Annotated in this window: 26 protein-coding genes; 13 read left to right on the top strand and 13 right to left on the bottom strand. The window is 62.7% G+C overall.

Annotated features, from left to right (window positions below):
- Positions 1–68: 68 nt before the first annotated feature.
- Positions 69–890, top strand: coding sequence for an ABC transporter permease (locus tag MUN85_RS07655; protein ID WP_250506164.1), 822 nt, complete (start codon positions 69–71; stop codon positions 888–890).
- 5 nt (positions 891–895) lie between these two features.
- A complete protein-coding gene (locus MUN85_RS07650; protein ID WP_250506163.1) occupies positions 896–2,941 on the top strand; it encodes an ABC transporter ATP-binding protein in 2,046 nt (681 codons plus the stop codon).
- On the opposite strand, the gene MUN85_RS07645 is transcribed toward MUN85_RS07650, so the two are convergent.
- Positions 2,938–3,657, bottom strand: coding sequence for a DsbA family oxidoreductase (locus tag MUN85_RS07645; RefSeq protein WP_250506162.1), 720 nt, complete (start codon positions 3,655–3,657; stop codon positions 2,938–2,940). The two genes, MUN85_RS07650 and MUN85_RS07645, sit on opposite strands and share 4 nt — an antisense overlap.
- 135 nt (positions 3,658–3,792) lie before the next feature.
- On the opposite strand from MUN85_RS07645, the gene MUN85_RS07640 reads away from it, so the two are divergent.
- Both MUN85_RS07640 and MUN85_RS07635 read left to right on the top strand, forming a co-directional pair.
- Positions 3,793–4,908: an ROK family transcriptional regulator gene (locus tag MUN85_RS07640; protein ID WP_250506161.1), complete on the top strand. Its 1,116-nt coding sequence runs from the start codon at positions 3,793–3,795 to the stop codon at positions 4,906–4,908.
- Positions 4,905–6,068, top strand: coding sequence for a Gfo/Idh/MocA family protein (locus MUN85_RS07635; RefSeq protein ID WP_250506160.1), 1,164 nt, complete (start codon positions 4,905–4,907; stop codon positions 6,066–6,068). The genes MUN85_RS07640 and MUN85_RS07635 overlap by 4 nt, the downstream gene beginning before the upstream one ends.
- A gap of 24 nt (positions 6,069–6,092) precedes the next feature.
- Here MUN85_RS07635 and MUN85_RS07630 read toward each other — a convergent pair whose 3' ends face one another.
- The gene (locus MUN85_RS07630; RefSeq protein ID WP_250506159.1) at positions 6,093–6,956 is read right to left on the bottom strand and encodes a nucleotidyltransferase family protein; all 864 of its coding nucleotides are present in this window, start codon (positions 6,954–6,956) and stop codon (positions 6,093–6,095) included.
- A 60-nt stretch (positions 6,957–7,016) separates the two neighbouring features.
- On the opposite strand from MUN85_RS07630, the gene MUN85_RS07625 reads away from it, so the two are divergent.
- Positions 7,017–7,298 (top strand): PqqD family peptide modification chaperone, encoded by a 282-nt coding sequence (locus MUN85_RS07625; protein WP_250506158.1) that lies wholly within the window; start codon positions 7,017–7,019, stop codon positions 7,296–7,298.
- Here the strand turns inward: MUN85_RS07625 and MUN85_RS07620 are convergent.
- The 3 genes from MUN85_RS07620 to MUN85_RS07610 form a co-directional block, all read right to left on the bottom strand.
- Complete coding sequence (locus MUN85_RS07620; protein WP_250506157.1) at positions 7,295–7,666, bottom strand: hypothetical protein; 372 nt, start codon at positions 7,664–7,666, stop codon at positions 7,295–7,297. The genes MUN85_RS07625 and MUN85_RS07620 overlap by 4 nt on opposite strands.
- Positions 7,667–8,083: 417 nt before the next feature.
- Entirely contained in the window at positions 8,084–8,356 is a 273-nt protein-coding gene (locus MUN85_RS07615) for an ATP-binding cassette domain-containing protein (RefSeq protein WP_250506156.1), read from the bottom strand.
- Between the two features lie 101 nt (positions 8,357–8,457).
- Positions 8,458–9,477: a zinc-dependent alcohol dehydrogenase family protein gene (locus MUN85_RS07610; protein WP_250506155.1), complete on the bottom strand. Its 1,020-nt coding sequence runs from the start codon at positions 9,475–9,477 to the stop codon at positions 8,458–8,460.
- An 85-nt stretch (positions 9,478–9,562) separates the two neighbouring features.
- Between MUN85_RS07610 and MUN85_RS07605 the strand changes: the two genes are divergently transcribed.
- Positions 9,563–10,267: a hypothetical protein gene (locus MUN85_RS07605; RefSeq protein ID WP_250506154.1), complete on the top strand. Its 705-nt coding sequence runs from the start codon at positions 9,563–9,565 to the stop codon at positions 10,265–10,267.
- Here the strand turns inward: MUN85_RS07605 and MUN85_RS07600 are convergent.
- On the bottom strand, positions 10,264–11,061 hold the full coding sequence (locus tag MUN85_RS07600) for an NUDIX domain-containing protein (protein ID WP_250506153.1): 798 nt from the start codon (positions 11,059–11,061) through the stop codon (positions 10,264–10,266). The genes MUN85_RS07605 and MUN85_RS07600 overlap by 4 nt on opposite strands.
- Before the next feature lie 56 nt (positions 11,062–11,117).
- Between MUN85_RS07600 and MUN85_RS07595 the strand changes: the two genes are divergently transcribed.
- The gene (locus tag MUN85_RS07595) at positions 11,118–12,701 is read left to right on the top strand and encodes an FAD/NAD(P)-binding protein (protein ID WP_250506152.1); all 1,584 of its coding nucleotides are present in this window, start codon (positions 11,118–11,120) and stop codon (positions 12,699–12,701) included.
- Here the strand turns inward: MUN85_RS07595 and MUN85_RS07590 are convergent.
- Positions 12,689–13,732, bottom strand: coding sequence for a S66 family peptidase (locus MUN85_RS07590; protein WP_250506151.1), 1,044 nt, complete (start codon positions 13,730–13,732; stop codon positions 12,689–12,691). The two genes, MUN85_RS07595 and MUN85_RS07590, sit on opposite strands and share 13 nt — an antisense overlap.
- On the bottom strand, positions 13,729–14,169 hold the full coding sequence (locus MUN85_RS07585) for a GNAT family N-acetyltransferase (RefSeq protein ID WP_250506150.1): 441 nt from the start codon (positions 14,167–14,169) through the stop codon (positions 13,729–13,731). The genes MUN85_RS07590 and MUN85_RS07585 overlap by 4 nt, the downstream gene beginning before the upstream one ends.
- Positions 14,170–14,268: 99 nt before the next feature.
- On the opposite strand from MUN85_RS07585, the gene udk reads away from it, so the two are divergent.
- On the top strand, positions 14,269–14,880 hold the full coding sequence (gene udk, locus MUN85_RS07580) for a uridine kinase (RefSeq protein ID WP_250506149.1): 612 nt from the start codon (positions 14,269–14,271) through the stop codon (positions 14,878–14,880).
- Here the strand turns inward: udk and MUN85_RS07575 are convergent.
- A complete protein-coding gene (locus tag MUN85_RS07575) occupies positions 14,877–16,139 on the bottom strand; it encodes an MFS transporter (RefSeq protein WP_250506148.1) in 1,263 nt (420 codons plus the stop codon). The two genes, udk and MUN85_RS07575, sit on opposite strands and share 4 nt — an antisense overlap.
- 90 nt (positions 16,140–16,229) lie before the next feature.
- Between MUN85_RS07575 and MUN85_RS07570 the strand changes: the two genes are divergently transcribed.
- Positions 16,230–16,823, top strand: a complete 594-nt coding sequence (locus MUN85_RS07570; protein ID WP_250506147.1) for a helix-turn-helix domain-containing protein — start codon at positions 16,230–16,232, stop codon at positions 16,821–16,823.
- A 77-nt stretch (positions 16,824–16,900) separates the two neighbouring features.
- The gene (locus MUN85_RS07565; RefSeq protein ID WP_250506146.1) at positions 16,901–19,123 is read left to right on the top strand and encodes an NADP-dependent isocitrate dehydrogenase; all 2,223 of its coding nucleotides are present in this window, start codon (positions 16,901–16,903) and stop codon (positions 19,121–19,123) included.
- A 54-nt stretch (positions 19,124–19,177) separates the two neighbouring features.
- Here the strand turns inward: MUN85_RS07565 and MUN85_RS07560 are convergent, their stop codons facing one another.
- From MUN85_RS07560 to MUN85_RS07550, 3 genes are all read right to left on the bottom strand, one after another.
- Positions 19,178–20,197 (bottom strand): glycosyltransferase family protein, encoded by a 1,020-nt coding sequence (locus MUN85_RS07560; RefSeq protein WP_250506145.1) that lies wholly within the window; start codon positions 20,195–20,197, stop codon positions 19,178–19,180.
- Positions 20,198–20,278: 81 nt separating this feature from the next.
- Entirely contained in the window at positions 20,279–21,670 is a 1,392-nt protein-coding gene (locus MUN85_RS07555; protein WP_250506144.1) for an ABC transporter permease family protein, read from the bottom strand.
- Positions 21,667–22,359, bottom strand: a complete 693-nt coding sequence (locus MUN85_RS07550) for an ABC transporter ATP-binding protein (protein ID WP_250506143.1) — start codon at positions 22,357–22,359, stop codon at positions 21,667–21,669. Before MUN85_RS07550 ends, MUN85_RS07555 begins: the two co-directional genes overlap by 4 nt.
- 97 nt (positions 22,360–22,456) lie before the next feature.
- Between MUN85_RS07550 and MUN85_RS07545 the strand changes: the two genes are divergently transcribed.
- From MUN85_RS07545 to MUN85_RS07535, 3 genes are all read left to right on the top strand, one after another.
- Complete coding sequence (locus tag MUN85_RS07545; protein WP_250506142.1) at positions 22,457–23,320, top strand: sensor histidine kinase; 864 nt, start codon at positions 22,457–22,459, stop codon at positions 23,318–23,320.
- The gene (locus tag MUN85_RS07540) at positions 23,317–23,985 is read left to right on the top strand and encodes a response regulator transcription factor (protein ID WP_250506141.1); all 669 of its coding nucleotides are present in this window, start codon (positions 23,317–23,319) and stop codon (positions 23,983–23,985) included. The genes MUN85_RS07545 and MUN85_RS07540 overlap by 4 nt, the downstream gene beginning before the upstream one ends.
- 274 nt (positions 23,986–24,259) lie before the next feature.
- Entirely contained in the window at positions 24,260–25,426 is a 1,167-nt protein-coding gene (locus tag MUN85_RS07535) for a Fic family protein (RefSeq protein WP_250506140.1), read from the top strand.
- On the opposite strand, the gene MUN85_RS07530 is transcribed toward MUN85_RS07535, so the two are convergent.
- Positions 25,401–26,180 (bottom strand): polysaccharide deacetylase family protein, encoded by a 780-nt coding sequence (locus MUN85_RS07530; protein ID WP_250506139.1) that lies wholly within the window; start codon positions 26,178–26,180, stop codon positions 25,401–25,403. The genes MUN85_RS07535 and MUN85_RS07530 overlap by 26 nt on opposite strands.
- Positions 26,181–26,269 lie beyond the last annotated feature (89 nt).

Below are 26,269 nucleotides of genomic sequence, written 5' to 3'. Positions count from 1 at the left end.
CACTCACGGAAGCAGACGCAAAGAAACGGCGTCGCCGCCCAGTCGGTCTTGGCAAACAAGGCGTTGCGGTGTTCTTTGAGAACAAGCTGGCTGTGTTCGGACTCGCTCTCGTGGTTTTTCTTGTCTTGTTCTCTTTCGTCGGTCCGCTGATCTACCAAACTGACCAAGTCCACACAGATCTATCCTCGGCGCACCTGGCTCCGGGCGAAGAAGGTTATCCGCTAGGCACCGATGGTGTTGGCTATGACCAACTCGGTCGACTCATGCTCGGTGGGCAGACGTCGCTGATCGTGGGACTAGCCGCCGGGCTGCTAGCGACGACATTCGGAACGATCTGGGGCGCAACCGCAGGTTTCATCGGGGGCTGGGTCGATGCCGTGATGATGCGAATCGTTGATGCGCTCATGTCAATTCCGGCTCTCTTCCTATTCATGCTGATCGCCACGATCATCACCCCCTCAGTACCTCTGTTGGTACTCGTTATCGGTGCGTTTGCGTGGCTGAATCCGGCCCGTATGGTTCGCGGTGACTCCATCGCGCTGCGCAGCCGAGAGTTCGTGACCGCTATGCGCGGGATGGGCGGTGGTCCGCTGAGGGCTGTGCGAACTCACGTCGTGCGGAATGCAATTGGAACCGTCATCGTGAATGCGACATTCCAGGTGGCGGATGCGGTTCTGTACGTGGCTTACCTATCGTTTCTCGGGCTCGGGGTGCCACCGCCTGCTGCCAACTGGGGCGGAATGCTCTCCACGGGACTGGGGGAGATCTACTCAGGCCATTGGTGGCTGATCTTCCCACCCGGTATCGCCATCATTGTTCTCGTACTTGCCTTCAACTTCGTTGGAGACGGTCTTCGGGATGCATTCGAAGTTCGATTGAGGAAGCGGTGACCGATATGAGGCACGACAGCAATGCTCTGCTCACCATCCGCGACTTGCACGTCGAGATCCCACAACGCAAGGGCCATGTGAGCCCGCTACGCGGTGTTGACCTGGACGTGCGCGCTGGCGAAACGCTGGGAATTGTCGGAGAGTCTGGGTCTGGGAAAACGATGACGGCTCTGGCCGTCATGGGGCTACTACCCGGCAATGGACGGGTGGCCGACGGCTCTATCGTCTTCGATGGACAAGACCTCGTCACTGCTGACCCGGCAGACGTCCGGCGCCTCCGCGGGACCGAGATGGGCATGATCTTCCAAGATCCGATGACGTCATTGAACCCGACGATGACCATCGGGAACCAGATCGGCGAGTCCCTGCGCGTCCATAAAGGTGCATCAAAAGCAGAAGCTCGGGACCGGGCGATCGAGATCATGCGCCGGGTGGGAATGCCCCGCGCGGATAAGATCTGCGACGACTATCCACACCAGTTATCTGGGGGAATGCGTCAGCGTGCCATGATCGCCATGGCCCTGGTCTGCCACCCGAAGCTCTTGATCGCAGACGAACCAACGACAGCGCTGGATGTCACGACTCAGCTGCAGATCTTGGATCTGCTTGACGAACTGAAGGAAGAATTTGGTTCGGCCGTCATCCTGGTGACCCACGATCTGGCAGTTGTTGCGGGCCGTGCGGACACAGTCGCAGTAATGTATGCCGGCCGGGTGATGGAGCAAGCGCCTGCTGGCCCCTTCTTTGAGTCGCCGGAGCATCAATACACGCGGGCGCTGCTCGCTGCACTCCCTGAACGCGCAACGAATTCCAAAGCGCGGCTTTACTCAATTCCGGGTTCGCCGCCGAATCTCCTAGATGAGATTGCTGGCTGCCCGTTCGCGCCCCGATGTGAGCGTGCGACTGATCGATGCCGCACGGAGACGCCAGAGCTCACCGGGACTGTCCATAAGACGGCGTGCTTCCACCCAGGTGGCGAGAAGTTAACGGCGGGGGTGCTGGAGGACCGCCCGACTGCGGAACAAGCTGGCGCGGATATCGTTCTGGATGTTGACGGAGTTTCAAAGGTGTTCCCCGCCCTAGGCGGCACATTTGTCCGGCGCCAAGTCGGTGAGGTTTCAGCCGTCGATGACGTGTCTTTCACTGTGGGACGCGGTGAGACGTTTGGTCTCGTGGGGGAATCCGGCTGTGGCAAGTCCACGCTTGGACGTGTGATCGCGGGACTGGACGAGCCCACGAAGGGGAGTGTCAGTGTCGATGGCGATGACGCAACAAAGCTGAAGGGACGCGGTCGAACCGAGTTTCATCGCAAGATTCAGATGATGTTCCAAGATTCTGCGGCGGCAATGGATCCTCGCATGAGAGTCGATGAGATCATTGCCGAGCCGCTAGCAGTCCAGAAGATTGGATCGCGAAGATCTCGCCGCGAAACTAGCGAGGAGCTAGTCGACCAGATCGGACTTCCGGAAGACTCCCTGGAGCGTTATCCGCACGAGTTCTCTGGCGGTCAGCTGCAACGAATCGGACTAGCGCGTGCGCTCGCGCTCAACCCCGACGTCATCGTGTGCGATGAGCCGGTTTCGGCGCTTGATGTATCGGTGCAGGCACAGGTTCTGAACCAAATGCGTGAACTCCAAGAGGAGTATTCACTGTCATACCTCTTCATCAGCCACGATTTGGCCGTCGTGCGCTACATGTCCGACCGTATCGGAGTTATGTACCTTGGCGTATTGGTCGAAGTTGGAGCAGCCGATGACGTCAGTGACCGTCCGCTTCATCCTTATACCAAGGGGCTCATTGACGCGGTACCCCGAATCGATGAGGCAAGCGATGGTCCGCGTGAGCGTTTCAAAATCGAGGGTGAGCTTCCTTCCGCAATGGACCCGCCGAGTGGTTGTCGGTTCAGAACGCGGTGCCCCCTGGCGCAGGATATCTGCGCGGAGGTGCGGCCGGAACTCAAACAGCACGGGACGAGTAAGGACGGTTGGCCGCATCTGGTGGCGTGTCACTTTCCTCTTAATCAGCACGCAGCTGATGCTGTGTCGACCTAGTCGCAGCCGTCCGGACCGCAGGCCTGTCCGGAGGGGTCATCGTTTAGCAGCGTGATGGGGCTGGGATTCGATTCCTCCCAGACTCGGGTGAGAACCTCAACGAACGTCTCCGTTGGCTGCGCTCCGGCGAGACCGTATTTCTGGCCGAGAACGAAAAATGGCACGCCACTGACCTGAAGCTGTTGAGCCGTCTTGATGTCATCTCGCACGTCGGCGGCAAATGCAGACTTGTCACGGAGGACGGATTCTGTCAGGTCGCTCGGCAAGCCCGCTCGATCCGCCATGACTCGAAGGTCGTCGTCGGTACCGATGTCGAGCCCGTCGCAAAAATGCCCTGCGAGTAGTGATTCCTTCATCTCTCCGCTTTTGCCGACCGTGGCTGCTGCGTGGAGGAGTCGGTGAGAGTGGAAGGAGTTGGCGACCTTTAATCGATCGAAGTCATAGGTGAGTCCCACCTCGGCGGCGTGTTCTGTCACCTGGGCAAGCATTTGATCGATGCTGTTGTCGTCGAGTCCTTTCGACTCCATCAGATAGTCCTTCTCCGTGCCGGGGTACGTGGCGGGAAGCTGTGGATCTAGCTGATAGCTGTGCCACCGAACATTGATGTGCTCGGCGAAGGGGAGCTGCTCTAATGCCGCCTCGAATCGCCGCTTGCCGATGTAGCACCACGGGCATGCAATGTCGGAAAAGATGTCGACGTCCAGGGTCTGTGTCATGACGTCAGTCAATCACGAGAAGCGCGTTGTGACTCGAGACGGCCTTAACATGTCGTATCTCACGTAATTAGATAAGGCTATTGCGTAAACCCCTTACGTAAATGGCGATACCGGAGCATGACGCAGGAGCACCCAATGACGAGTAGCCAACAACGCGCACGTAACGTTGTGGCGTGCTTTGAGGTGCTCCGAGATCTGGGTAGCGCGACAGCCTCGGACATTGCTAAGGCGACAGGGCTTTCTCGCCCGACTTCGCAGACAATCCTTCGCGAACTTGTGGAGAAGGGACTCGCTACTGAAGGTGAGGAGAAGCCACTCGCTGGACCGGGGAGGCCGGGAGCTCGTTATCGGTTCGAACCTCGCTCCAAGGTTGCGTGTTTCGACATCACGGATCTTTCGGTTCGAGTCGGAATTGCCGATCTCACGGGAGCGTACCGACTATATGAGCGGCATGAGTTTTCATCGGGAGTGCAAACGAGGGAGGCGCTTGCCGAGACCGTTGAGGATTTCTTGAAGACGAGTCCCCATGCCGAGGATCTGATCTCGATAGTCGTCTCAACGCCAGGCGTCGTCGATCCGGCAGGCTCCTTTCTGCGGGTGAACGCTTTTCCGGAGTTCAATGGCTACGGTGTTCGGGATGTCTTGCCATTGCCAGACTGCGAAGTGGTGCTGGAGAACACCGTCAATATGGCGACCTTGGCTGAGGCGCGCATGGGGGTGGCTCAGGGGTATGACAATGTCGTGTTGGCTCACATGTCTGGGGGGATTAAGGCGGGCCTGCTGCTGGGCGGACGGCTGCATCGTGGTACGACCTTTGCCGCCGGAGAAAGCTCCTACTTATCTTTGCCGGGGGTCTTTGCCAGGGCTTCCGTTATGTCTCGGCTCAATGAGCTCCTGGACTCCACGATCGATGGGGCTACTCGATCTCGGACCCTAGAGGAAATTGCTGCGACCGTTGCGCCGCTCCTTGCGCTGACAGTGGCCACAGTCGATCCAGCCCTGGTCGTACTAACCGGACCAGATGCACGCGCGGGGCACGAGCTACTTCAGCCGCTGCAGGTCGAGTTATCTCAGCTCTTCACTTCTGCGTCACCTCCGCCGTTAACATTGACCGAGCTCGGCAGCGACGGTCCGATGTTTGGGGGCCTGATTGCGGCGATTGAGAATGCCACCTCGGCTCTTCTGTCCGGATATATTCCTCCGGCACCCCCTCTCCGTAAACTCACGAAAGATTGGGAGAAATACGCATGACGATTCGCATTGGTGTCATTGGCGCCGGAGCACGATGCCGGTTGGCGAGGCACGCGGAACAGGTGGGTGGCGAAATTGTTGTGGCCGCCGATACCTCACCGCAGGGCGCCCGCCGAGTCAAAGATCGCCTCGGGCCGGATGTCACGCACGTCAACTCGACGGCCGAGGTAATTTCAGTCGGCGTGGACGCCGCGTTTGTGACCTCGCCAGACGACACCCACGCTGACATCACGTGTGAGCTGCTTCGTGCCGGGGTGCCGGTTTACCTTGAAAAACCAATCGCCATCACGATCGCCGATGCGGACCGAGTCTTGCAGACGGCGTATGAAACCGGAACGAAACTCTACGTCGGGCACAACATGCGGCACATGCATGTGGTGCGGTTGATGCACGACATCATCCAGCGGGGTGAGATCGGCGAGGTAAAGGCGATCTGGACTCGCCACTTCGTGGGCCACGGGGGTGATTACTACTTCAAGGACTGGCATGCCACCCGGGAACACGGCACCGGCTTGTTACTACAAAAGGGCGCCCACGATATTGACGTTATGCATCTCCTGGCGGGCTCGGCGACCCGCGAAGTAACCGCAATGGGCGACCTCATGGTCTACGGCAACGTCACCGATAGGCGCGACAACTCGGACGAGCTCATGGGTGACTGGTTCGACTACGACACGTACCCGCCGGCAAAACAGCACAGCCTCAACCCCGTCATAGACGTCGAGGACATTTCGATGATGTTGATGCGGATGGACTCCGGCGTTCTCGCAAGCTACGAACAATGCCACTTCAGTCCCGATTACTGGCGGAACTACACCATCATTGGCGACGAAGGGCGAATTGAGAACTTCGGTGACTCCGAGGGCGGAGTCGTCCGGCTGTGGAACAAGCGCAGCGAATACCGCGAACGCGGTGACAAGGAGTACGCCATTCGTGGCGATGCCGAAGGGCACGGTGATGCCGACGTACTTACAGTTGCCGAATTCATCCGGTTCATCACTGACGGTGGTCCAACTGAGACTTCGCCGTTGAGCGCACGGGATGCCGTCGCGGCAGGTATTGCCGCTACAGAGTCGCTTCGGTCAGGTGCGGCGCCAATGGCGGTACCCCAAATTTCCAAGGAGCTTGCTGAATATTTCGCGTCCCACCAACAGCGCTAGCCTCTGAGGAAGACCCCGGAAGCTCTAGCGGCGCTTGAACTTGGCTCGAACGGCGTGCCAGCCACGGCGAACCCGCTCGCGCTGCTCTGCGCGTAGGTCTGCGCGTGTGGGTTTGCGTCCGAGTTTGAGCGCGAGGTGATCGGGATTGACGTGGGTCGCCGTCGCGAGCGTCCGCAGGAATGCGCGCGGCCCTTGGCGAACGGATTCTTTGACCCGAGCCCGCCAGATCTCTGACGAATTCGCGTTGCTGGACAAGGCGCGCCACAGATGCTCACCTGGTCGGCCCAAGGCGCGATCTTCGCGGTCGGTCGCAAAAGCCAAGGCGACCCGAGCACCTAGGGATTCGGCTAGTTCGTCGATCTCCTGTTTGACCTCGTCGGTGGCGGTTGTCCAGGACGCTTCGACGTCGAAGACACCACGGCCGAACGGGTCCCGCGCGGCGTGAGCAAGCATGATGATTCGCTGGTGACGAAGGCTGGGGACCGCGCATTCGGCGGATCCCAACTCGACACTCGAGTGCTCATCCCACAGCTGGTCAAAGACTTCCTGTGGGCTGAGATCAAATCCGGGAAAGCTGCGGTGCACGTCGACGGTTCCCCAACGGGGGTTGTAGTGGGTCGCAGCGTGGCCAAAAATGCTGCCGTACTCAAAGCGCGTGTACAGTTCCCAACCGAGCTGCGTGAGCGCCTGCTGATAGGCCGTCACGCGAGCTGGATCGACAAGGACATCGCAATCGCTCGGTGCGCTGCGACCATCAGCGAGATCGGGGTGCAAGGCTTCACCTTTGATGTGCAGTATTCTGACATCGGCGGTGTTAGCGATGAACTGCAAACACGCATGGGCTAATCGGCGATGGACTCCCGCAGGTACCTCGGCCGATGACGTCATGGCTCCATCGTAGCGAGCCAAAGCAAATGCCAATGAGGAGTCTTGGGGAGGTGGGTCTGGATGGATCGCAAATACTCCGCACTACCGTGGGCGAGTGAGTTCGACGGTGCGACGCTGTGGGTCGCGCCTCTACCGCAAGGGCCCGTCCTCCAGCTTGATGGAGTCGCACCCAGCATCATGCAAATGCTTTCCGAGTCGCCCGAACCTCTGAACGTCAATGAGCTCATCGACAGATTGGAAGGCGCCGGACTGCCGGTGCCCGAGGAGGCTCACGACCAGGTCAGAGCCTTCCTTGAGTCGGCGGTTACTTACGAGATTGTCGCGGTTACTGCCGCTGGCTAGGCGAGGCAGAAATCAATGTTGCCGACGGCAATGAACTGCCAACCACACCTCGTCGCGTCACCAAAAACAGCACTCGGAGCGCTGTAGGTCAGAGTCAGTGATGTGAAAGGCGATTGGCCGCGCGTCGACATGGTATTGAGCCACGCCCTGTGGTTAGACGGAGAATCAGCAGTGCGCTCGAAATACTCTCCGGCGTTGCCCATCCTCTTGTTAGCCGACTGCATATCGCCGGTCATCGACCACGGCTGATCAAGTGCGATTCGGTCAACGTACCGACCGTACTGGTTCTGGCCCCCGGTGCGGATCGCGGTGATGTCGTGAAGCTGAAGGTCAGCTTTCGAAACCGGTTCGCTGAACGTGAAGGTCACCCTGGATGTTGTCTGGTAGCCAATGTTAAGCACCAGTGCCTGGTGCGTCGCCGACAATCCGCCGATGTTGTAGGGACGGACACGAGCGATACGGACCCGCTATTCGTCGAGGGGCTCCAGTTGCCGTATTGGAAGCACCCGTGGCATCGGCTTGAGGCAAAGGCTGGGGCGGTCGTCGACGCGATAATGGCCGGCAGGGCCCAGGCAGCGCCTGCGGCAACGGAGCGGCGGGAAGGGAGAGAGGACCGGTTATCAGGTGCGGTAGACATGGAGAACCCCTGAAGAGATCAATTGAAGGATGTATACAGTATTAAGCTACCACTGAAAGGTCGGGTCGGTTCATGAGGGCAAGTGTCAGATCGAGGCAGCGTCTCTCGCCGCCCGATGGCGCGGAGACCTTGACGTCCGCGGGGTGGGTCAGCTCGACGTGTGCCAGAACCGTCTCGACGGAGAGGGGATTGGCGATGGTGCCGCCCCACATGCGGGCAGTTTCGGCGACGGTGAGGTCGGTCGGGGTCCCTCCAGGACCTCCATGAGTGAGGTTTTGCCGGCGCCGTTGGTGCCGAGGATGGCGAACAGTTCGCCACGGCGGATCTGCAGCGAAGCGTCGCGTACGGCGGTGTGGGCCTGTGAGCCCGAGCCGTAGGTGCGAGAGACGTGTTGCGCGTCGACGATGATGTCGTTGTTCATGACTTAACGGTCTCGCGGGTTTCGGCCGCTTAGCGCTGAGCATTGTTATGAGGTTGTGTGAGAAATTCACACGGCCGCGTGGATTCCTCAGGCGCGGGCAGTTATGGGGTGAGCAGCACCTTGATTGCGCGGCGCTCATCCATCGCCGCATAGGCGTCGGCGACGTCGGAGAGTGGGAGGCGGAGGTCGAAGACCTTGCCGGGCCGGATAGCGCGCGAAAGGACCATGGGCAGGAGCTCGGGCAGGTAGGCGCGCACGGGTGCGACACCGCCCGCAAGGCCCACGTTGCGCCAGAACATGTGCGACTGGTTAATGCCATCGATGTGCGGCAGCCCCACCCAGCCGACGCGGCCGCCGGGCCGAGCGCTTTGCAGCGCTTGATCAACGCTCGTCTGGGTACCGACGCACTCCAGGACGGCGTCGGCGCCGATGCCGTTTGTGAGCTCGCGGACGGCCGCGATTCCCGCGTCGCCGCGCTCGGCGATGATGTGAGTGGCGCCAAACTCCCGAGCCAGCGCCTGCCGTTCGGGGTATTTGCTCATCGCAATGATCGTCTCAGCGCCGCGGATCTTGGCGGCAAGGACACCGGATAGTCCCACCGCGCCATCGCCCACGACGGCGACGCTGCAGCCCTCTGTCACGCCTGCGCTCACGGCCGCATGCCATCCGGTGCACATGACGTCCGATAGCGAGAGCAGGTCGGCGATGAGGTCGTCGTCCGTGGGCGTCTCCTCGACGGCGACGAGCGTGCCGTCGGCGTAGGGGATGCGGATGTACTCGGCCTGGCAGCCATCGTAGCCGCCGCCGTTTTCGCAATTGGCCTGCTGGCCAACGCGGCAGGTCGCGCAGGTGCCACAAGAGTAGAGGAAGCCGCCGACGACGAACTGCCCGGGCGAGACCGTCGTGGTTTCGCTGCCGACCGCTTCGACGATCCCAACGTATTCGTGCCCGATTGGGCTCGGGCGGTCGGTCGGATTGATGCCGCGATAACGCCAGAGATCCGAACCGCACACGCACGTCGCAACGGTGCGCACGATGGCGTCGGCCGGGTCGATGATGCGGGGGTCCTCGCGCTCTTCGTAGCGCACGTCGTCTTTGCCGTACAGCACTGCACCAAACATGCCTTCAGTTTACTCCGCTACGACGTTATGCACAGGTTGAGGAAGGTTCTGTTTATAGTCGTTTGATGCCGGTAGCGTTCACAGCATGACAAAGAGATTCACGTCAGTCGCCCTCGCTGCGTTTCTGCTCGCCACTCCTCTCGTTGCCTGCGCTCCGAACGATCCGCCAACCACGCTCCCGGCGCCGAGCCCATCACCGACGACCCACTCAACCCCCGCCGCATCACCTACGACGTCCGCGCCTAGCCCCACGGCGTCGGCCTCGCCCAGTCCGACACAGCCGGAAGGCGGCGATGGCCTCATCGTCGGGGCGAAGATCTCGGAAGACGATCTTCTTGCCGCTACGGGCTTCGCTGAACCGCCCACGCAGCCCGATCTGAGGGAACGCGGAGATGCGGCGGGGAGCGCCGCCGGGCAGTACTACTACCAGCTGTGGGAATACGCGATCCATCGCGGGGAGCCCGGAGTCCTTGACGGCGACATCTTCGTCTCGTGCCGAGACTGCCAGGCGCTGCAGGACTATGCCCGCAGTCAACAGGATGAGACCGTCATCCAGATTCGGGAAAACGTCGCCGTCGACGTGACGGGGATTTCAGAGAATCCGCAGAATCCCGCGCTTGCCAACGTCGATCTGTTCAAGAGCGGCGGCCGCCTCATCACCTACGATCGGCAAAGCCAGACGATTGTCGCCGTCGTCCCGAACTTCATGAACGTCACGACCTCGGTTATTGGCTACAGCACGGAGCTGGGCTGGATCCCCGTCGTCCTAGCCCTCGCGCCGGAATCCTAAGAGCGGTAGTAGCGGAAGTACTCGCAGACGACGAGTTCGTCGTCTGCCATCCGATAGCCCCAAAACTCCTCGTGGGCAGCGCGCCACTGGGCGACCGATTCAAACCCTTCGCCCTCATCGAAGGCGAACTGCTCGGTGATGGACCCGATGGGGACGATGTCGACGGCGGTCGTCTCGATGACGCCCACGGGTTGGTCTTCCGAATCGACGAGATTGCCGAGCTGTCCCACCCGGGGCAGTGGCTCACCTCCGGTGAGGTAATCGGCGTGCAGCGAACTCGTGGCGGTCTTAGCCCCCGCCTGGATGGCCGCAACGAGCTGGTCGCGTAGCGGACCGGGATAGGCGAATTCTTCGGCCGGCAGATGGTCCGTATCCCAGGGGTGGACCTCGCCGGCCAGGGCAGGCAAGATCCGGGTCTGCAGCAGGGGCGCGAGGTCGTCGGGCAGGGCGCTCGCGGGATCGAGCCAGCGCAACTCCGCGATTTCGGCGGCCGCGCGGGGCAGTTCGGTGATCGGCTCGCGTACGACGAACGCGGTACCGTGCACGTCCCGCCCGGATTCATTGGCTGCCGCCGTGCGCCACATGCCGATCAGCTCCAGATCCTCTGGCATGAGGAGCAGACCGACTTCCTCGCGGATCTCCCGCAGCGCGGTCTGCCGGGGCTGCTCGCCAGGCTCGGGCTTGCCTCCGACGAGCATGAAACGATTCGTGCCGCGCTTGCGAGCGGTGAGGATTCGGCCGTCAACGTCGGTGAACACGACAGCCGAGGTGTAGATCGGGGCTGGAGAAGTCATCGCCTCCAGACTAGTGCGCGCGCGCGCAAGGCCCGGCACTGTCATATGTTCAACATATGTCCCCCTCACCGCTTGTCGTTGCGATCATCGGCGCCGGGCCTCGCGGCCTGAATTGCCTCCAGTCTCTTGCCAGCGCGTGGCGCGACCTCGATTGCCCCATCGACGTTCACCTCTTCGGCGCCCTCGATGCCGACGGCGTGCGCGTCGCGGGAGCCGGTAGTGCCTTCGCGCCCGATCAGCCGGACTACCTCCGTTTGAACGCCAAGCGGAGCATCATCGACATGTTCTACCCGGCTCGGCGCGACGGCGTTGAGCCGATCGGAGAGACGTTTTCGGATTGGCTCGACGACGTTGATCCGGCCTGGCACGGCGTCGACTATCCGCCGCGCGCCCGCGTCGGGACCTACCTGGGCGAGAGCTATCGATTCCTGCGCTCGCGGCTACCCGCAGCCATGCACCTCACCGAGCACGGCCCGGCGACGTCGGTGCGGCGAGCGAATGATGGCGGCTGGGACGTTGATAGCGATGCCGCGAGCGTCTACGCCCATGAAGTCATGCTCGCGCTCGGGCACTCCACTGATCGGCCCGCTGCGCTGAGCCCGGAGGTCGTCGCGCCCATCCCTGTGATCGGAGCGGTCTATCCCGTGAGCCGGCTCGAGGCGATCAGACCGGGCGCGACTGTCGTCGTGCGCGGCGCGGCCCTCACCTTTATTGACGCCTCGCTCGCGCTCACCGAGGGGCGCGGCGGCAGCTTCGAACGTGACGAGGAAGGCCGCCTGCACTACCGGCGCGGCGGCAACGAACCCGCAGCGATCCTCCCGATCGCTCGCCAGGGCAGATTCCTCGACGTCAAGCCCCCGGCCGGACTGCTTGCCACCTTGATTGGCGAGGACGGCGTCGCTCGTGCGGATGCGAGCGTGCGCGCTTCGCAGGATCCGCTGGAGCTGCTCTCACGCATCGGCGCCATCATCGAGGAGGCCGGCGGCGATTCCGCCGAGGCGGTGACCGATCCCGAGCCCGCGCCTGGTGAAGCCTCAGCCCAGCTGCGAACTTCGATCGAGGTGGCGCGCGGCCGGCAAGAATCGAGCCAGGGGTCAATCGTCGGCGCGGTGTGGACGACGATGTATGACGCGATTATTGAAACGCTCGCGCATCGCGAGTGGCCCGATGAGCAGTGGCGCGAATTCCTGCGGGTCGATGCCCTGATGGAACGCCGCGGTTTTGGGCCGCCGCCGATCAACGGCGAGAAACTCCTTGCCCTGATCGAGGCGGGCATCGTCGATACGTCCTGGCTTGATGCCGGCATCGGACAGGGCGAGCTCACCGAGCAAGAGCGCTTGGTCGACGTCGTGATCGACGCTGTCTTGCCGCCGTCGGGATTCTGGTCCGGCGCCTATCCCGCGCTCGCGCCGATCGAGGAATACCTTGGTGTGTTTGCTGCGAAGGGGGCGGGCGGCGAGCGTCGTGGCGTCCGTATCGCGCCCGACGCCTCGGTGCTCTCGGCGGCCGGCGAGGCCATCCGGGGCCTTGCCGCGGTCGGGCGGATTACCAATGACTGGGTGCTCGGCCACGACACGCTCGAGCGGCGGATGGATCCCCGCCCGGAGCGTTGGGCGCAGCGCCTGGCTCAGTCGCCGTAGTCAGCAAAAACCCGCCGGGCCGCGCCGTCGAGCGTCAGCTGGCCACCGTGCGGCACGATCCACTGCGGGCGGGTGTGCCCGAACGGCACGCCCGCGACGCCGACGACGTGCGGCGCGTAGGTGGCGAGCGCCTCGCCCGTGAGCCGAATGAGGTCGGCGCGATAGGTGGCAGCTTCCTCAGGCGTGGGGGAGTGGGTGAATGACGTCGCGGGCGGCCGCGCGAAGACGAGGCCGGCGAGCCGTTCCAGGACGCCGCGAATCCCGAGCGCCCGCAGGAACTCGAAGTAGTACGCCTGCGAGATGATCTCCTCGCTGGTTTCCAGCAGCAGGATCGCGCCATCGAGGTAATCGTCCCTCGGGAACGTCCCCGCCAGCAGGATGTCTTTCAGGACTTCGACGCAGCCCCCGTAGGTGTGCCCACTGACGCGCACCTCGGGTCCGAACCACTGCCAGTCCTCGGTAGCTCGGCGCTCGCGGAAGTCGGTGAGCGCGCGCGGATCGAGCCAGTCGTAGCCGAAATCTTCGCTCTCACCCGGCTCGGTGAGCTCGAGCTCACCGCCGTCCCGCAGCGCCGCGAGCAGCGAGGTCGCGTGCACCTCATCGACGTGCGGTCCCGGCCCGAGCTGCACCTGGGTCGAGCCGCCGTAGAAGCTTGCCACGCCCGCGCGCGTGAGAAACGTATGGAGGTGGGTGTTGTCGGAGTAGCCGAACACGAGCGTTGGGCGCTCCCGCGCGACGTCCACATCGAGGTGGGGGATGACGGTGATCTGGTCCTCGCCCCCGATCGTCGCAAGGATCGCGCCGATAGACTCATCGCGCATCGCGGCCATGAGGTCGGCCGCCCTATCCTCGGGCCGCGCCCCCAGCTGCCGCGTCGTGGGGTATTCGACGAGTTCCGCGCCCGTGAGTGCCGCAAGCCGCGCCATTGCCTGTTCGTGAACGGCCGGCGCGAAACCGGGCGCCGCAAACGAGGGAGACAGGACCGCGATCGACTGCCCGGCGGCGAGCTTCGGCGGCTGGATGAGCGTCACAGCGCGGCCAGGCGCTCGGTCAGCCCGAGCTTGACGGTCGGCCACTCGGCCGCGGTGATGGAGTAGACGGCCGTATCGCGCAGCACGCCCGAGACGATCCGGTGCGAGCGCAGCACCCCGTCGAGCTTCGCGCCGAGTTTCTCGATCGCGCGCCGCGAGCGGAAGTTATGGAAATGCGCCCGAAACTCCACGGCGATGCAGTCGAGCTCCTCAAAGGCGCGCGTCAGCAGCAACAGTTTCGTTTCGGGATTGACGTGGCTGCCCTGCGCCTCACGCGCGATCTCGGCAGCCATATCGCTCGGTTGTGGAACCGGCGCGTACCACAGCCCGGTCACTCCTTCGGCGGCGCGCGCTAGCGCAGCCGCATCGCTCTCGTGTAGCCCCCTCAGGCGGACGCGTTGGCCGGTCAAGGGAGGCGTCGCCGCAAACTCGGTCATGGCGTCAGTGTAGGGCTCCCTCACACCCGCGACCAGGCCCCTGAAGGAGTGACAAGGGGGTAAATTTGGGTGAGACCAATTCTTGGCGGAAGGGCTAACGTGTCGACACTGGTAGTCGGAGTCGCGGGTGGAACCGGTAGCGGAAAAACGACGCTGACGCGGGCGCTGATCGAGCGCTTCCCAGGAAAGACGAGCGTCATCTTTCACGACAATTACTACAAGCGTCACGATGAGTTGACCTACGCGGAGCGTTCCAAGCTCAACTACGACTCTCCCGAGGCCTTCGATAACGCCCTCATGGTCGAGCAGATGAAGCACCTCATCGCCGGAAACCCCATCGACTGCCCGGTCTATGACTACACCATCCATAACCGCTCGGAAGAAACTCAGCGCATCGAGCCGGCCCCCGTCCTCATCGTCGAGGGCATCCTCATCTTCGCCGAACCCGAAATCTGCGACCTCATCGACATCAAGCTCTACGTCGATACCGATGCCGACGTGCGCATCCTGCGCCGCATCAAGCGCGACGTCGTCGAGCGCGGCCGCACCCTGGAATCAGTCGAGAAGCAGTACCTCACGACGGTGAAGCCGATGCACGAGCTCTATGTGGAGCCCTCCAAGGGGCGCGCGGATCTCATCATCCCCGAGGGCGGCCATAACCTCGTCGCCCTCGACATGCTTATCCACCGGATCGATCGCCAACTCGCCTAGGGGTTCTGCGCGCCGGTCTCCCACTCGTCGGGGCGCCCAATCGAGCGGATCGATGGGGTAAAAACGGACATCAGCCAGCCGGTAACAAACAGCGAAATCATGACGATCATCGTCGGCACGTGCCCCCAGTGGTCGAGCCCGAGGCCGGCGAGGAGGGGAGCGAAGGGCATGAGTCCCATGGTGACCATCCCCATGACCGAGGTGATCGCCCCCATTTTCGAGTTGGGGATCATCGCCATGAAGTAGCCGCCGAGCGCTGAGTTCACCGGGCCGAGCGCGATAGCTCCGAGGCACGCTGCCGCAATAATGACCGGTATCGATGAGGTGATGGCGAGGAGTGCATTGAAAGCAACGGTCCACCCGATCCCGACGACAAAAATCGTTCCGACGCGCATGCGTGCGGTGATGCTGGGTGCCGCGAACGACCCCAGCAGCATCCCCACGCCGAGGGCCGCACTCACGAAACCAATCGTTTCGGGACCGACGCCGCGGTTGCGCAGTGATAGGACGAGCGTTGAGAACACGCCATTGATCCCAATATTGAGCAGGGCAGCAATGGCGATAAACCGTTGCACCGTCGAGTGGGCTTTGAGCCACGCGACGCCCTCCCTGACCTGGGCGCGCCACGTCGTTGGTTCGGCATCGGGGGAGCGCGGCGTGAGGTCCGTTCGGATGAGGCGGGTCGTCACCCATGCCATCGCGTGGCCGATCGTTTCCGCGATGAAGGGAGCAACGGTCGACAACGCGAGAAGAAAACCGCCCAGCGGGCCGGAGGCCAGGGACAGCACGGCCTCGCGTCCCTGGTTCGCCGCCATGGCGGACGGTAGTTGCTCCTTGCGCACGAGCTGTTTGATCACCGTGTTTGAGACCGCGCCAAAGATCCCCGAGCGGGCTCCCGCAACGAGAGCGAGGACGAGGAGCGAGCCAAAGGTGAGCAGGTCGGTTAGATAGAGGATGGCCCCAGCTCCCCACGTCACCAATCCCACAACATGCCCGAGCAGCAGCAGATTTTTGCGGTCCATCCGATCCGCCAGCAGCCCACCGGGAACCATGAGCCCCACACTCGCCGCCGATGAGACGAATCCGATGACCCCTGCTTGAGTGAGGGATCCGGTGACGGCGAGGGTGATGAGGGGCATCGCGAAAGCACGAATGGCGGAGCCCGCATCGGCGATGAAATCGCCGATAAACCATAGGAGGTAATCACGGTTACGCCACAGGCTGTGACCGCCCTTTGGTGGCATGTCGTGGTTGGTCATGACCTCAGAGTAGAAGGGAAAAATGAGATATGCAAGATTTCTTGCGCAATGTTTGTGGAATAAAGGGTACGATGCTTTTACCATGGTCGTATGGAGACTCGCGATGCCGATGTGATCAAGTGTCTGCTCAACCCTGTTCGGTATGACCTTTTCATTGGGCTGCAGTTGCGGCAGGAGCCGCAACGGGTCTCGGACTTGGCCGCTCTTGTCGAAAAGCCGGTCAACTCGGTTTCTTATCACCTGTCCGAATTGGAGCGCCGCGGCCTGGTGCGTAAGGTTGCACCCGAGCCCGGCCGCGATTCGCGCGAGACTCGGTATGTCGCGCGTGATGAGGGTTTGTTTGTTCACCTCGACAGGGATGACGACGAGGCCGCTCCGCTCGTTGCTGCGGTATCCCAGCTCCTTCAAGGGGAAGCCGCTTTGGTGGCTCGCTATCGCAAGCGAGCGATGGCTCGCGCTGGCGATCATGCCGATCGAATCAATGTTGGGCAGTACTTCCTATATCTAACCGATGAGCAGGAAAAACAACTGCACGATGACTTAGAGGACATTTTTGAGCGAGCCCGGCAGGCGAGTGATGCCAACAGGGACGCTGCTAGCGAATCCGGCGAGTATTCGCGTTCATTCCTTCGTCTCGAATTCTTCCCCTTGCTCGACGAGGAGGGGAAAGACGCGAAGGGCTGACCGTCCTCCGGTCAACTGGCGGGGCCTGACGTCCCTCCTTCGATAACCTAAGGCTGTAACCCGAGTGAAGAGGACTCATGGCGACAATCATTTACACCTATACCGACGAAGCTCCGATGCTCGCGACGCACTCGCTGCTCCCCATCATCGAAGCCTTTGCGAAGACCGCTGGCGTCGACATCGAAACGCGTGACATTTCGCTGTCGGGCCGTATTCTGGCCGCCTTCGCTGACAAGCTCCCGGATGACCAGAAGGTGGCTGACGCGCTTGCCGAGCTCGGCGATCTGGCGAAGAAGCCGGAAGCCAACATCATCAAGCTTCCCAACATTTCTGCGTCGATCCCGCAGCTCAAGGCCGCTATTGCCGAATTGCAGTCCCAGGGATTCGACCTGCCGGACTACCCGGATAATCCGGAAACTGACGAGGATAAGGATGCCCGTGCTCGCTACGATGCGGTCAAGGGCAGCGCGGTCAACCCCGTTTTGCGTGAGGGGAACTCCGATCGCCGCGCTCCTATCGCGGTGAAGAACTTCGCTCGCAAGCACCCCCACCGGATGGGGGCATGGAGCTCGGATTCCAAGACTGAAGTCGCGACGATGGGCGTCGATGACTTCGCCTCAAACGAGAAGTCCGTCATCATTCCCGCTGACGACACCCTGACGATTCAGCTCAAGAGCTCTGACGGCGAGACGATCGTGTTGAAGGACAATCTTAAGGTCCTGGAAGGCGAAGTCGTTGACGGCACGTTCATGTCGGCGAAGAAGCTCGATGAGTTTCTCGCCGAGCAAGTCAAGCGCGCCAAGGATCTCGACGTCCTGTTTTCCGTGCACCTGAAGGCCACGATGATGAAGGTCTCCGACCCGATCATCTTCGGCCACGTCGTCAAGGCCTACTTTGCCGATGTCTTTGATACCTACGGCGACCAGCTGGCTGCTGCTGGACTCTCCCCGAACGACGGCCTCGGAGCCATCTTCGCGGGCCTGGAATCCGGCAAGGTCGACAACGCCGTAGAAATCAAGGCCGCTTTCGACAAAGCCCTGCAGGACGGGCCGCGCCTTGCCATGGTGAACTCCGATAAGGGCATCACCAACCTTCACGTACCCTCCGACGTCATCGTCGATGCCTCCATGCCGGCGATGATCCGTACCTCCGGCCACATGTGGGGGCCGGACGGCGAAGAAGACGACACGATCGCCGTGATCCCGGATTCTTCCTACGCCGGTGTCTACCAGGCGGTAATCGAGGACTGCCAGGCACACGGCGCCTTTGATCCGACGACGATGGGCTCGGTTCCCAACGTTGGCCTCATGGCACAAAAGGCCGAGGAATATGGCAGCCACGATAAGACCTTCGAGATCCCGGCCGACGGCACTGTCGAGGTCGTGAACTCCGCGGGCGATGTTCTCATCTCCCACGAGGTGGAGGCCGGCGATATCTGGCGCGCCTGCCAGACGAAGGACGCCCCGATTCGCGACTGGGTCAAGCTTGCCGTCACGCGCGCTCGCCTTTCCGATACGCCGGCGATCTTCTGGCTCGATGAGGACCGCGCGCACGATGCGAACCTCATCGAGAAGGTGAACTCCTACCTACCTGAGCACGAGACCGGTGGCCTGTCGATCTCGATCATGAACCCGGTCGAAGCGACGAAGGCTTCGATCGCGCGCATCCGCGAAGGAAAGGACACCATCTCGGTTACGGGTAACGTCCTGCGTGACTACAACACCGATCTCTTCCCGATTCTCGAACTCGGCACGAGCGCCAAGATGCTCTCCGTCGTTCCGCTGATGAACGGCGGCGGCCTGTTCGAAACGGGAGCCGGTGGATCTGCCCCCAAGCACGTCCAGCAGCTCGTCGAGGAAAACTACCTGCGCTGGGATTCGCTCGGTGAATTCTTGGCGCTGGCCGAGTCCTTGCGTCATCTCGCCCGGTTCGCCGATAACCCGCGCGCGGAAGTGCTTGCTGATGCGCTCGATGTTGCAACCGAGGGTGTGCTGAACGAGGGCAAGTCCCCGGCTCGCCGACTCGGACAGATCGATAACCGTGGCTCGCACATGTGGCTCGCGACCTACTGGGCGAAGGCCCTCGCCGAGCAGACCGACGATGCCGAACTCGCCGAGCTCTTCACCGATGTCGCGGGCAAGCTCGCGGACAACGCGGAAAAGATCGATGCCGAGCTCATTGAGGTCCAGGGCAACGGCGTGGATATCGGCGGGTACTACCGCCCCGATGAAGACAAGACCAGCTCGGTCATGCGTCCGTCGACGACGCTGAACGAGATCATCGACGCGCTCGTCAAGTAGCGCCAGGTCTCCAGTGCTTCGGCCCGGCCACCAGTGGTGGCCGGGCCGAAGGCTTTACAGGCCGTGTGCCGCGATTTGCTCCTGGAAACTGCGCCACATGTGGTGATTGGTGAACGAGCCAAGAACGTGATCGTGGGTGGTGCGGGCTTGTCGTTGCCGCCGCTCCTCGTCCGAAACTAACTCCGATACCGCGGCGCGCCACCCGGCGCTGTCCGCCACGTCAACGAGGGTCGCGTTCTCTTCCGAGAAGTACTCTCGCATCGCGGTCGTCCCCGTCACGATGAGTGCGGCGCCAGCGGCTCCGGCGTCGAGCGCCACCGATTGTCCGGTCGGGTATGCGAGCTCTTTCGTAGGAACCGCAACGACGCGCGCCCGCCGGATCAGGTTTCGATACTCGTCATAGGGCACGACTCCTTTCACCTCGACGTTGGAAGGAATGTCGAGGTCCCGGATATTCGCCTCCTGGCACAACAGCGTGATGGGCACGTCCAGGTGACGCACCCCGTCGAAGAATGTGCGATAGTCCCGCCCATGGTCGAAGCCTGCGGCAAGAACTGGAATATCTCGGGGCGCGTCGGCCTCATGGAGGAAGTTTCGGGGCTCGCAGCCAAAAGGAATCGACCCGAGTTGCTCCGGCGAGAACCCGGCGTCTTCGAGGATAGGAATCTGGTTACGGCTGAGGGTCAAAATGAGATCCACGGAGCGGAAGCGGCGGACGAGCTTTCGAGCTTCGTTCGTGGGCTTTGTTTGGAGCCAGTGCGCCAGCCAACACGAGATCATGACGAGGGGACGTGAACGGTAGGGAGGTAGCGAGCGGCCTTTGAGTATTGCCGCTGCCTGCGTTGCGTGTTCCAACAGGCCGACGACGATATCGCTGCGTCGAAGAGCCTTGGCCGCGGCGATCGCGGGATAAAAGTCGATTCCGCTGCGGTGGTGGACGACGTTCCTGGCTTTGATGACGGCCCGGCTCGTGGGAGTCGAAATGCCGCGAGCGGTGATGTCGAGGTCGGCAAGAATGTCCGTACCGTAGGGGCCTTTGCTGATGTCACTCAAGAATGCGTACGTGCTCCTCACACCATGAGGTTAACCGGTTCCCTGGCCAACACGTGGGGCCGACCGCGTGATGCGATCGGCCCCACGTGTTGGGCGACTGTGTTAGTCGTTCGGGCGGTAATCCGCCGCAAGAATGCGCGATTCGATCGGCGAGCACGCAAGAGCTGCGGCAATCGACATAGCGATGCCCGCTCCGACGATCGCGCCGATTGACGCGGTCGCCTTCAGCGGAGCCCCAGCTGATGCCGACATTTGAGTCATGAACGGCATCGCGAGGAGGAGCCCCAGCGGAATTGAAATCGCCAGCGTCGTCACCATTGGCACAACGACCTGAGCGATTCGAGCCTTAGTAAAGACCGAGCGCGGCGTTCCCATGCGGGTGAGTGCGATCGTTTGTTCGCCACGATCGACCGTGGCGGACGCCTGGTTGATGAGTGTGGACGTCGCCGCGAGGATGAGCCCGATCGTGAGCGTGATGATCGCGCCGGTGCGGATGTCGGCGAACTGGATCGCAAAGATCTCGGGCATCTCCTCGAAGTCCCCGGGCACCGCCAGCATGAACGCCGCAATAACGCCGAGCAGCGATACCGCCGACACGTTGCGCCAGGCACCCTTCGGGTCCGCGGCGAGGCGACGCATCGCAACAAGGCGGCTCGGATTCGAGGTCCGGGCAAGCGGCCGCGCCACGAGCTGGATGATGAACGGTCCGACGAGGTTCACGGCGAACACGGCCCCAGCCAAGACGCCGCCGATTATGACGAACCCTGCGATATCGGAGCTACGGAGGTTGAAGGAACGAGCAACGAAAAGGAATGCCGCGATCGCACCAACGAGGATCGAAACCCGCCACCACGTCAGTGCGCGGGTCGATTCCCGACGAGCCACCCCGAGCGGCGAGATCCGCACGCGCTGCAAGCCGATGATGGTCGACAGGGCCACGAGGAGCAGGATCGTCCCGATGACAGCGAGCGCCACCCACGTCGGCATCAACATCTCTGAAGCGCGCAGCGGCTCTCCGAGGAAACTGACGGCGGACCACGCGGGAAGCGTCGCGAGCCAGAGGCCAGCGCCAATCGCAATCCCGATTGCGGCCAGCACGAGTGATTCGATGACGCTCATGAGGATGACCTCCCCACCCGTCATGCCGATGAGGCGGAGCGCCGCAAGCCGGCGCGCTCGTCCGGAGGCCCCGAGCCTCGCCGCGGCACCACCCAGGGTGAGGATCGGAATGACAAGGATTGCGCACGCGATCGCCGCGAGCGAGGGATACATCGACGCGAGATTAGCCGTTGATTGCGGGAAATCGACCTTGCCGGCGGCCTCCACGAACGGCTCTGGCGGGTTGGCCGCGCGCGCCACGAACATCGACGTGCCGCCGGCGACGGTGAGCGCGAGCCAGCTGGTGACGGCGAACGCGAGGACGGCGAGCGCGTCCAGGCCCGAGCGGTTATCGCTCAGGCGGGATAGCGCGAGGCGAGAGGAGAGCCCAATCATCGGACACCTGCCTGGTTCGTCGCGGAATCGGCGTGGATCAGCGCGTCGCGAATCTCGATGAGGCGTGAACACCAGCCCGCCACCTTCGTGTCGTGCGTGACGACAATGAGCGAGGCGCCCGACATCTTGGTGACCGTCGTGAGGATCTGCATGACCTCGTGCCCGGTGGCCTGGTCAAGCGCGCCCGTCGGCTCATCGGCGAAGACGACGGCCGGCTTGTGCACGAGCGCCCGCGCGATCGCGACGCGCTGGGCCTGGCCACCGGACATCTCGCCCGGTTTGCGCCCGCCCATCTCCGCGAGCCCGAGCCGCGAGAGCCACTGGTTTGCCTCGGCCAGCGCCTTGCTGCGAGACCAGCCGGCCAGGAGCAGCGGGAAGGCAACGTTCTCGGCTGCGGAGAGTTCCGCGACGAGCTGGCCGTCCTGGAAGACGAAGCCGAAGCGGGATCGCCGCAGCTTGGAGCGCTGCGCATCTGACATCGCCGTAATATCCGCGTCGCCGAGGCGCACGTCGCCGCCGTCGGGCTTCAAGATCCCCGACAGGCAGTGCAAGAGCGTGGACTTACCCGAGCCCGAGGGGCCCATGATTGCCACGGTCTCGCCCGCATTGATGGCGAGCGAGACGCCGGCAAGGGCGTGGACCTGGCCGTAGGTCTTGACGAGGTTTGTCGCAGTCAGTGTTTCGTTCATGATTCAATTTCAGCTTCTCACGCCCGCTGGCGGAATCCTGCTAGCGCCACAACTGGGTGGACCTAGCTCCACCCTGCCCAGCACCTACGATGGAGTCATGACCGCACCCTCCCGCCTCGTGCTGTGGGGCGCGTATGGCCTTGTCGCAGTCATCGTCCTCGGGCTTTTTGCGACGGGTAACGTCATTCCCGCACTTCTGGTCATCGTCGTCGCCCTCATCCTTTCGGCTGCGCTGTGGCCTCGCCGCGTCACCGAAGCCCCGCCCGATGTGGCGGACTATCCGGACATGCTGGCCGAGCTCACGCGCTCGCGACGCGAGATCGTCTCCGCCTTTGAGATCGAGCGGCGGCGGATCGAACGCGATTTGCACGACGGGGCGCAACAGTACATCGTCGCCGCCAGCATGAAACTCGGGGAAGCGAGCCTCGATGTGGCGCCAGACTCACCCGCGGGCCAGCTCCTGGGCGCCGCCCAGGATGACATCGATCGCGCCCTGCGGGCGCTGCGCCAGACCGTGCACGGCATCCACCCCAAGGTGCTGACGGACCTGGGGTTGGAAGCGTCGGTGCGCGACCTCGCCGCGCGCGTGCCCGGCGTGCAGGTCCGCTGCCCCCATCCGCTGCCGGCGCTGCCCCAGGGCGTCGTCGCCGCCGGGTACTTCTTCGTCTCCGAAGCTCTGACGAACGCCGCCAAATATGCGCCGGGCTCAGCGGTGACCGTCCTGCTCGCCTGCGACGACACCCTACGCATCTCGGTGACCGACGACGGACCCGGCGGCGCCGTCATTCGCCCCGGCCACGGACTGTCCGGCATGCGCGAGCGTCTCGCGGCTTTCGGCGGCACCCTCGAGCTGTCCTCGCCTGCCGGCGGCCCGACACAACTCATCGCCGCCATGCCGCTGCTTCTCAACCGCGGCGAATCCGCCGTCGCCACGCCCACGACGCCCGAGGAGGACGCATGAAGATCGTGCTCGCTGATGATTCCGCCCTACTGCGCGAGGGCCTGCGGGGTCTCATCGAACGCCAGGGCCATGAAGTCGTCGCGGATGCCGAGGACGCCCCGGGCCTCATCACAGCCGTTACCGAGGCGCGCGCAGGCAACGGCGTGGACGTCGTCGTCACCGACGTGCGCATGCCGCCCGGGATGGCGACCGACGGACTCGATGCCGCCATCACTCTGCGGGAGCGGTATCCGGACCTTGCCATCATGATTGTCTCGCAGTACGTCGCGCCCGCCTATGCCGCGAAGCTCCTCGCGCACGGCGGTGCCGGGTTCGGATACCTGCTGAAGGACCGCGTCGCCCGCGTGGCGGACTTCCTTCGCTCCCTCGACGTCGTCGCGGCCGGGGGAGTCGTCATCGACCCGGAAGTCGCGGCCCAACTCGCAGCTGCGCGCTCGGGGCCACTGGACTCGCTCACCGACCGTGAGCGTGAGGTCCTTGCCCTCATGGCCGAAGGGCTGTCGAATACCCAAATCGCCGCCAAGCTCTTCCTCTCGGGTGGCGCCGTCGCCAAGTACGTCGCAGCTGTCTTCGTGAAGCTCGGTCTACCGGTCGGCGAAGATAACCGCCGGGTGCGCGCAGTCCTTGCCTACCTCACCGCACAAAACGATGGCCTCATGCACTGAGGCGCTGCAGGATAACTCTTATCCTTGTCATCTCGGCGCCGAACTCCTCAGGATAAGAGTTATCCATGCAAAACCGGCCGCAGCTGCATAGGATAACTTCTATCCTGGTGTGATCGAGGGGAGGGATGTCGTGGGGTACTTCGTCGAACAGCACTGGCCAGCGAATCTCGGCGCCTACAGCTCGAGAGCGCGCCAACCCGGGCGCTACCGGGCATATGTCCCATCGAAGCTCATAGACGTTCCGCTGGTCGTTCCGCAGGAAACTCAGCTTCGAGTGACAACGATCGAACGCCGTATTTCGTCGATTAATATCGGCCAGAATCTGCGGGGTCTCGATGTCTTAACGAGATTCTTGGCGCGTCGTGAAGCCGTAGCGTCGTCCGCAATCGAAGGATTGCAGGTCTCGATGAAGCAGCTCGCACTCGCCGAAGTGGATGCTGCTTTGCAGGGGAGTGAGCTCTTGCCGTCAGAGCCTCCGTGGGGCGAGACAAACGCGTCACTAGTGCTGTCGAATATCAGGGCCGTCAATGAAGGTGTCGATCACTTGGTCGAGACGCATCCCTGGCGAGTTGAGGATCTCGAACGTGTCCAAGCGCTTCTCGTGTCCCCAGATCTTCGAGGGGTGCGCGTTCGCCAGAACTGGGTGGGGGGCCACTCTGGTACGCCCATTGGTGCCGAATTTGTCCCGCCTCCGCCTAAGATGCTGCCGGACCTGCTTGAAGATCTCGTGGCGTACGCATCCGGCGGGTTACACAGTCCTCTCATCCAAGCGGCGCTTGTTCATGCACAATTCGAGACGCTGCATCCCTTTGCAGATGGCAACGGACGAACTGGCCGGGCGCTCATCCACGCCGTGTTGAAGCGACGGCTGCCGACACAAGGGATCATTCTGCCGATATCTGCAGCACTTGCTGCTCGATCTCATGAGTACATTTCTGGACTCATGCGGTTTCGGCTCGAGGCCGAAGCGGGCAGTCCCGATCACACTGCCGCCGTCGACGCGTGGCTCACAACATTCCTCGATGCGTCTGAAGCGGCGATTGAAATCGTCACCGATCTCGCTCGCCAGGTCAGTGATCTCAAGAGTCGGTGGCACGAAGAGTTTTCCGCATTCAAGTCACGCCAGGGCAGGAAACGCGAGGTTCGCTCCGATGCCGGGCCGCGCAGAATCTATGACGAGATTCTGGTGTCAATGCCTGCTCTCACGCCTCAAATGGTGGTTGAAGCTCTTGGCAACATGACCGAAGCGGGCGCCAGGCGAGCACTCACCGAACTAGTTCACGCGGGAATCCTCACTGCTCACAAGCACAAGGGAAAGGTTGTCGCCTACTACTGCAAGGAACTCTTCGAGTTGATCAACCACGGAGAACTCAACTTGGCTTCGAGCCAGTATGATGCTGTCGCTTCACCCCCGCCTAAAGGGCGGCACCCAGCGTCGTGAAGCGCGTGCCGCCATCGAGGATGCCGGGAAGGGCGTCAGCGAGCCCGCGGGCGGTCTGACCGGTCGGCTGATTCATGTGCGCCAAAATGATGTCGCCCGCACGCGCCTGCGCAAGGGCGGTGCGCACGCTGACTCGTGAGGCCCTTGCCCCCTGATCACCATTGACGGAGAATCCCGCAACCTGCTCGCCCGCGAGCTTCACTATCTCAACGCCCACATCGTCATAGTGGGCTGTGCCAGATCGGAAGAACCGTGGCGTCACACCAAGCTCGCTGTGTAAGAAATCGTGATTATCGCGCACCTCGCGCCATGCCTCGACGGGCGAGGCCGTACCGGCAATGCCGTAGGCTGCCCGGCCAGTGACCGATAGTGGGCAGTGCTTCGTGCCGTGATTGGCGATCTCGAACAACGGATCGGAAGCGAGCTCGCGCGATAGAGCCAGATTCTTCGTCACCCAGCGATGGTTGAGGAACAGCGTGGCGGGCACCTGGTGGCGACGCAGCAGGTCGATAAGTGCCGCATCGTAGCCGGATCCGCGAGCCCCGCCACACGCATCGAGCGTCAGAGCGAGCGCATCGGTTTCGATCCGCGAGACGATTCCGGGCATTTCCATGCCCCAGGCCCGCGGCGTGACGCCCGCGAACTTCGCGCTGATGTCGTCATCGTTCGGTAGCTGCGCCGAGGGCGCCACCGTAGCAGGAGCAGTCGAGGGCGAGGGGGAAGCGGACGTCGTCGTGGTGGGGGAGGAGCTCACCGAGCCGGTACTCGACGGGGATGAAGTCCCAGATGTGCGCGGCCCCGACGGGGTGCACGCTGCGAGTGCGCTTGCCCCTGCCGCGAGAA

It is taken from the genome of Bowdeniella massiliensis (assembly GCF_023634005.1).
Taxonomy (GTDB): Bacteria; Actinomycetota; Actinomycetes; order Actinomycetales; family Actinomycetaceae; genus Bowdeniella; species Bowdeniella massiliensis.
The sequence above is the reverse complement of the archived record's forward strand: the minus strand, read 5'-3'. Positions and strand labels throughout refer to the sequence as shown.

Bases quoted from the DNA above. Each gene is read 5' to 3' on its own strand.
- MUN85_RS07650 (WP_250506163.1), top strand. From the start codon at position 896: ATGAGGCACGACAGCAATGCTCTGCTCACCATCCGCGACTTGCACGTC.
- MUN85_RS07645 (WP_250506162.1), bottom strand. From the start codon at position 3,657: ATGACACAGACCCTGGACGTCGACATCTTTTCCGACATTGCATGCCCG.
- MUN85_RS07640 (WP_250506161.1), top strand. From the start codon at position 3,793: ATGACGAGTAGCCAACAACGCGCACGTAACGTTGTGGCGTGCTTTGAG.
- MUN85_RS07635 (WP_250506160.1), top strand. From the start codon at position 4,905: ATGACGATTCGCATTGGTGTCATTGGCGCCGGAGCACGATGCCGGTTG.
- MUN85_RS07630 (WP_250506159.1), bottom strand. From the start codon at position 6,956: ATGACGTCATCGGCCGAGGTACCTGCGGGAGTCCATCGCCGATTAGCC.
- MUN85_RS07625 (WP_250506158.1), top strand. From the start codon at position 7,017: ATGGATCGCAAATACTCCGCACTACCGTGGGCGAGTGAGTTCGACGGT.
- MUN85_RS07615 (WP_250506156.1), bottom strand. From the start codon at position 8,356: ATGAACAACGACATCATCGTCGACGCGCAACACGTCTCTCGCACCTAC.
- MUN85_RS07610 (WP_250506155.1), bottom strand. From the start codon at position 9,477: ATGTTTGGTGCAGTGCTGTACGGCAAAGACGACGTGCGCTACGAAGAG.
- MUN85_RS07605 (WP_250506154.1), top strand. From the start codon at position 9,563: ATGACAAAGAGATTCACGTCAGTCGCCCTCGCTGCGTTTCTGCTCGCC.
- MUN85_RS07600 (WP_250506153.1), bottom strand. From the start codon at position 11,061: ATGACTTCTCCAGCCCCGATCTACACCTCGGCTGTCGTGTTCACCGAC.
- MUN85_RS07595 (WP_250506152.1), top strand. From the start codon at position 11,118: ATGTCCCCCTCACCGCTTGTCGTTGCGATCATCGGCGCCGGGCCTCGC.
- MUN85_RS07585 (WP_250506150.1), bottom strand. From the start codon at position 14,169: ATGACCGAGTTTGCGGCGACGCCTCCCTTGACCGGCCAACGCGTCCGC.
- MUN85_RS07575 (WP_250506148.1), bottom strand. From the start codon at position 16,139: ATGACCAACCACGACATGCCACCAAAGGGCGGTCACAGCCTGTGGCGT.
- MUN85_RS07570 (WP_250506147.1), top strand. From the start codon at position 16,230: ATGGAGACTCGCGATGCCGATGTGATCAAGTGTCTGCTCAACCCTGTT.
- MUN85_RS07565 (WP_250506146.1), top strand. From the start codon at position 16,901: ATGGCGACAATCATTTACACCTATACCGACGAAGCTCCGATGCTCGCG.
- MUN85_RS07555 (WP_250506144.1), bottom strand. From the start codon at position 21,670: ATGATTGGGCTCTCCTCTCGCCTCGCGCTATCCCGCCTGAGCGATAAC.
- MUN85_RS07550 (WP_250506143.1), bottom strand. From the start codon at position 22,359: ATGAACGAAACACTGACTGCGACAAACCTCGTCAAGACCTACGGCCAG.
- MUN85_RS07545 (WP_250506142.1), top strand. From the start codon at position 22,457: ATGACCGCACCCTCCCGCCTCGTGCTGTGGGGCGCGTATGGCCTTGTC.
- MUN85_RS07540 (WP_250506141.1), top strand. From the start codon at position 23,317: ATGAAGATCGTGCTCGCTGATGATTCCGCCCTACTGCGCGAGGGCCTG.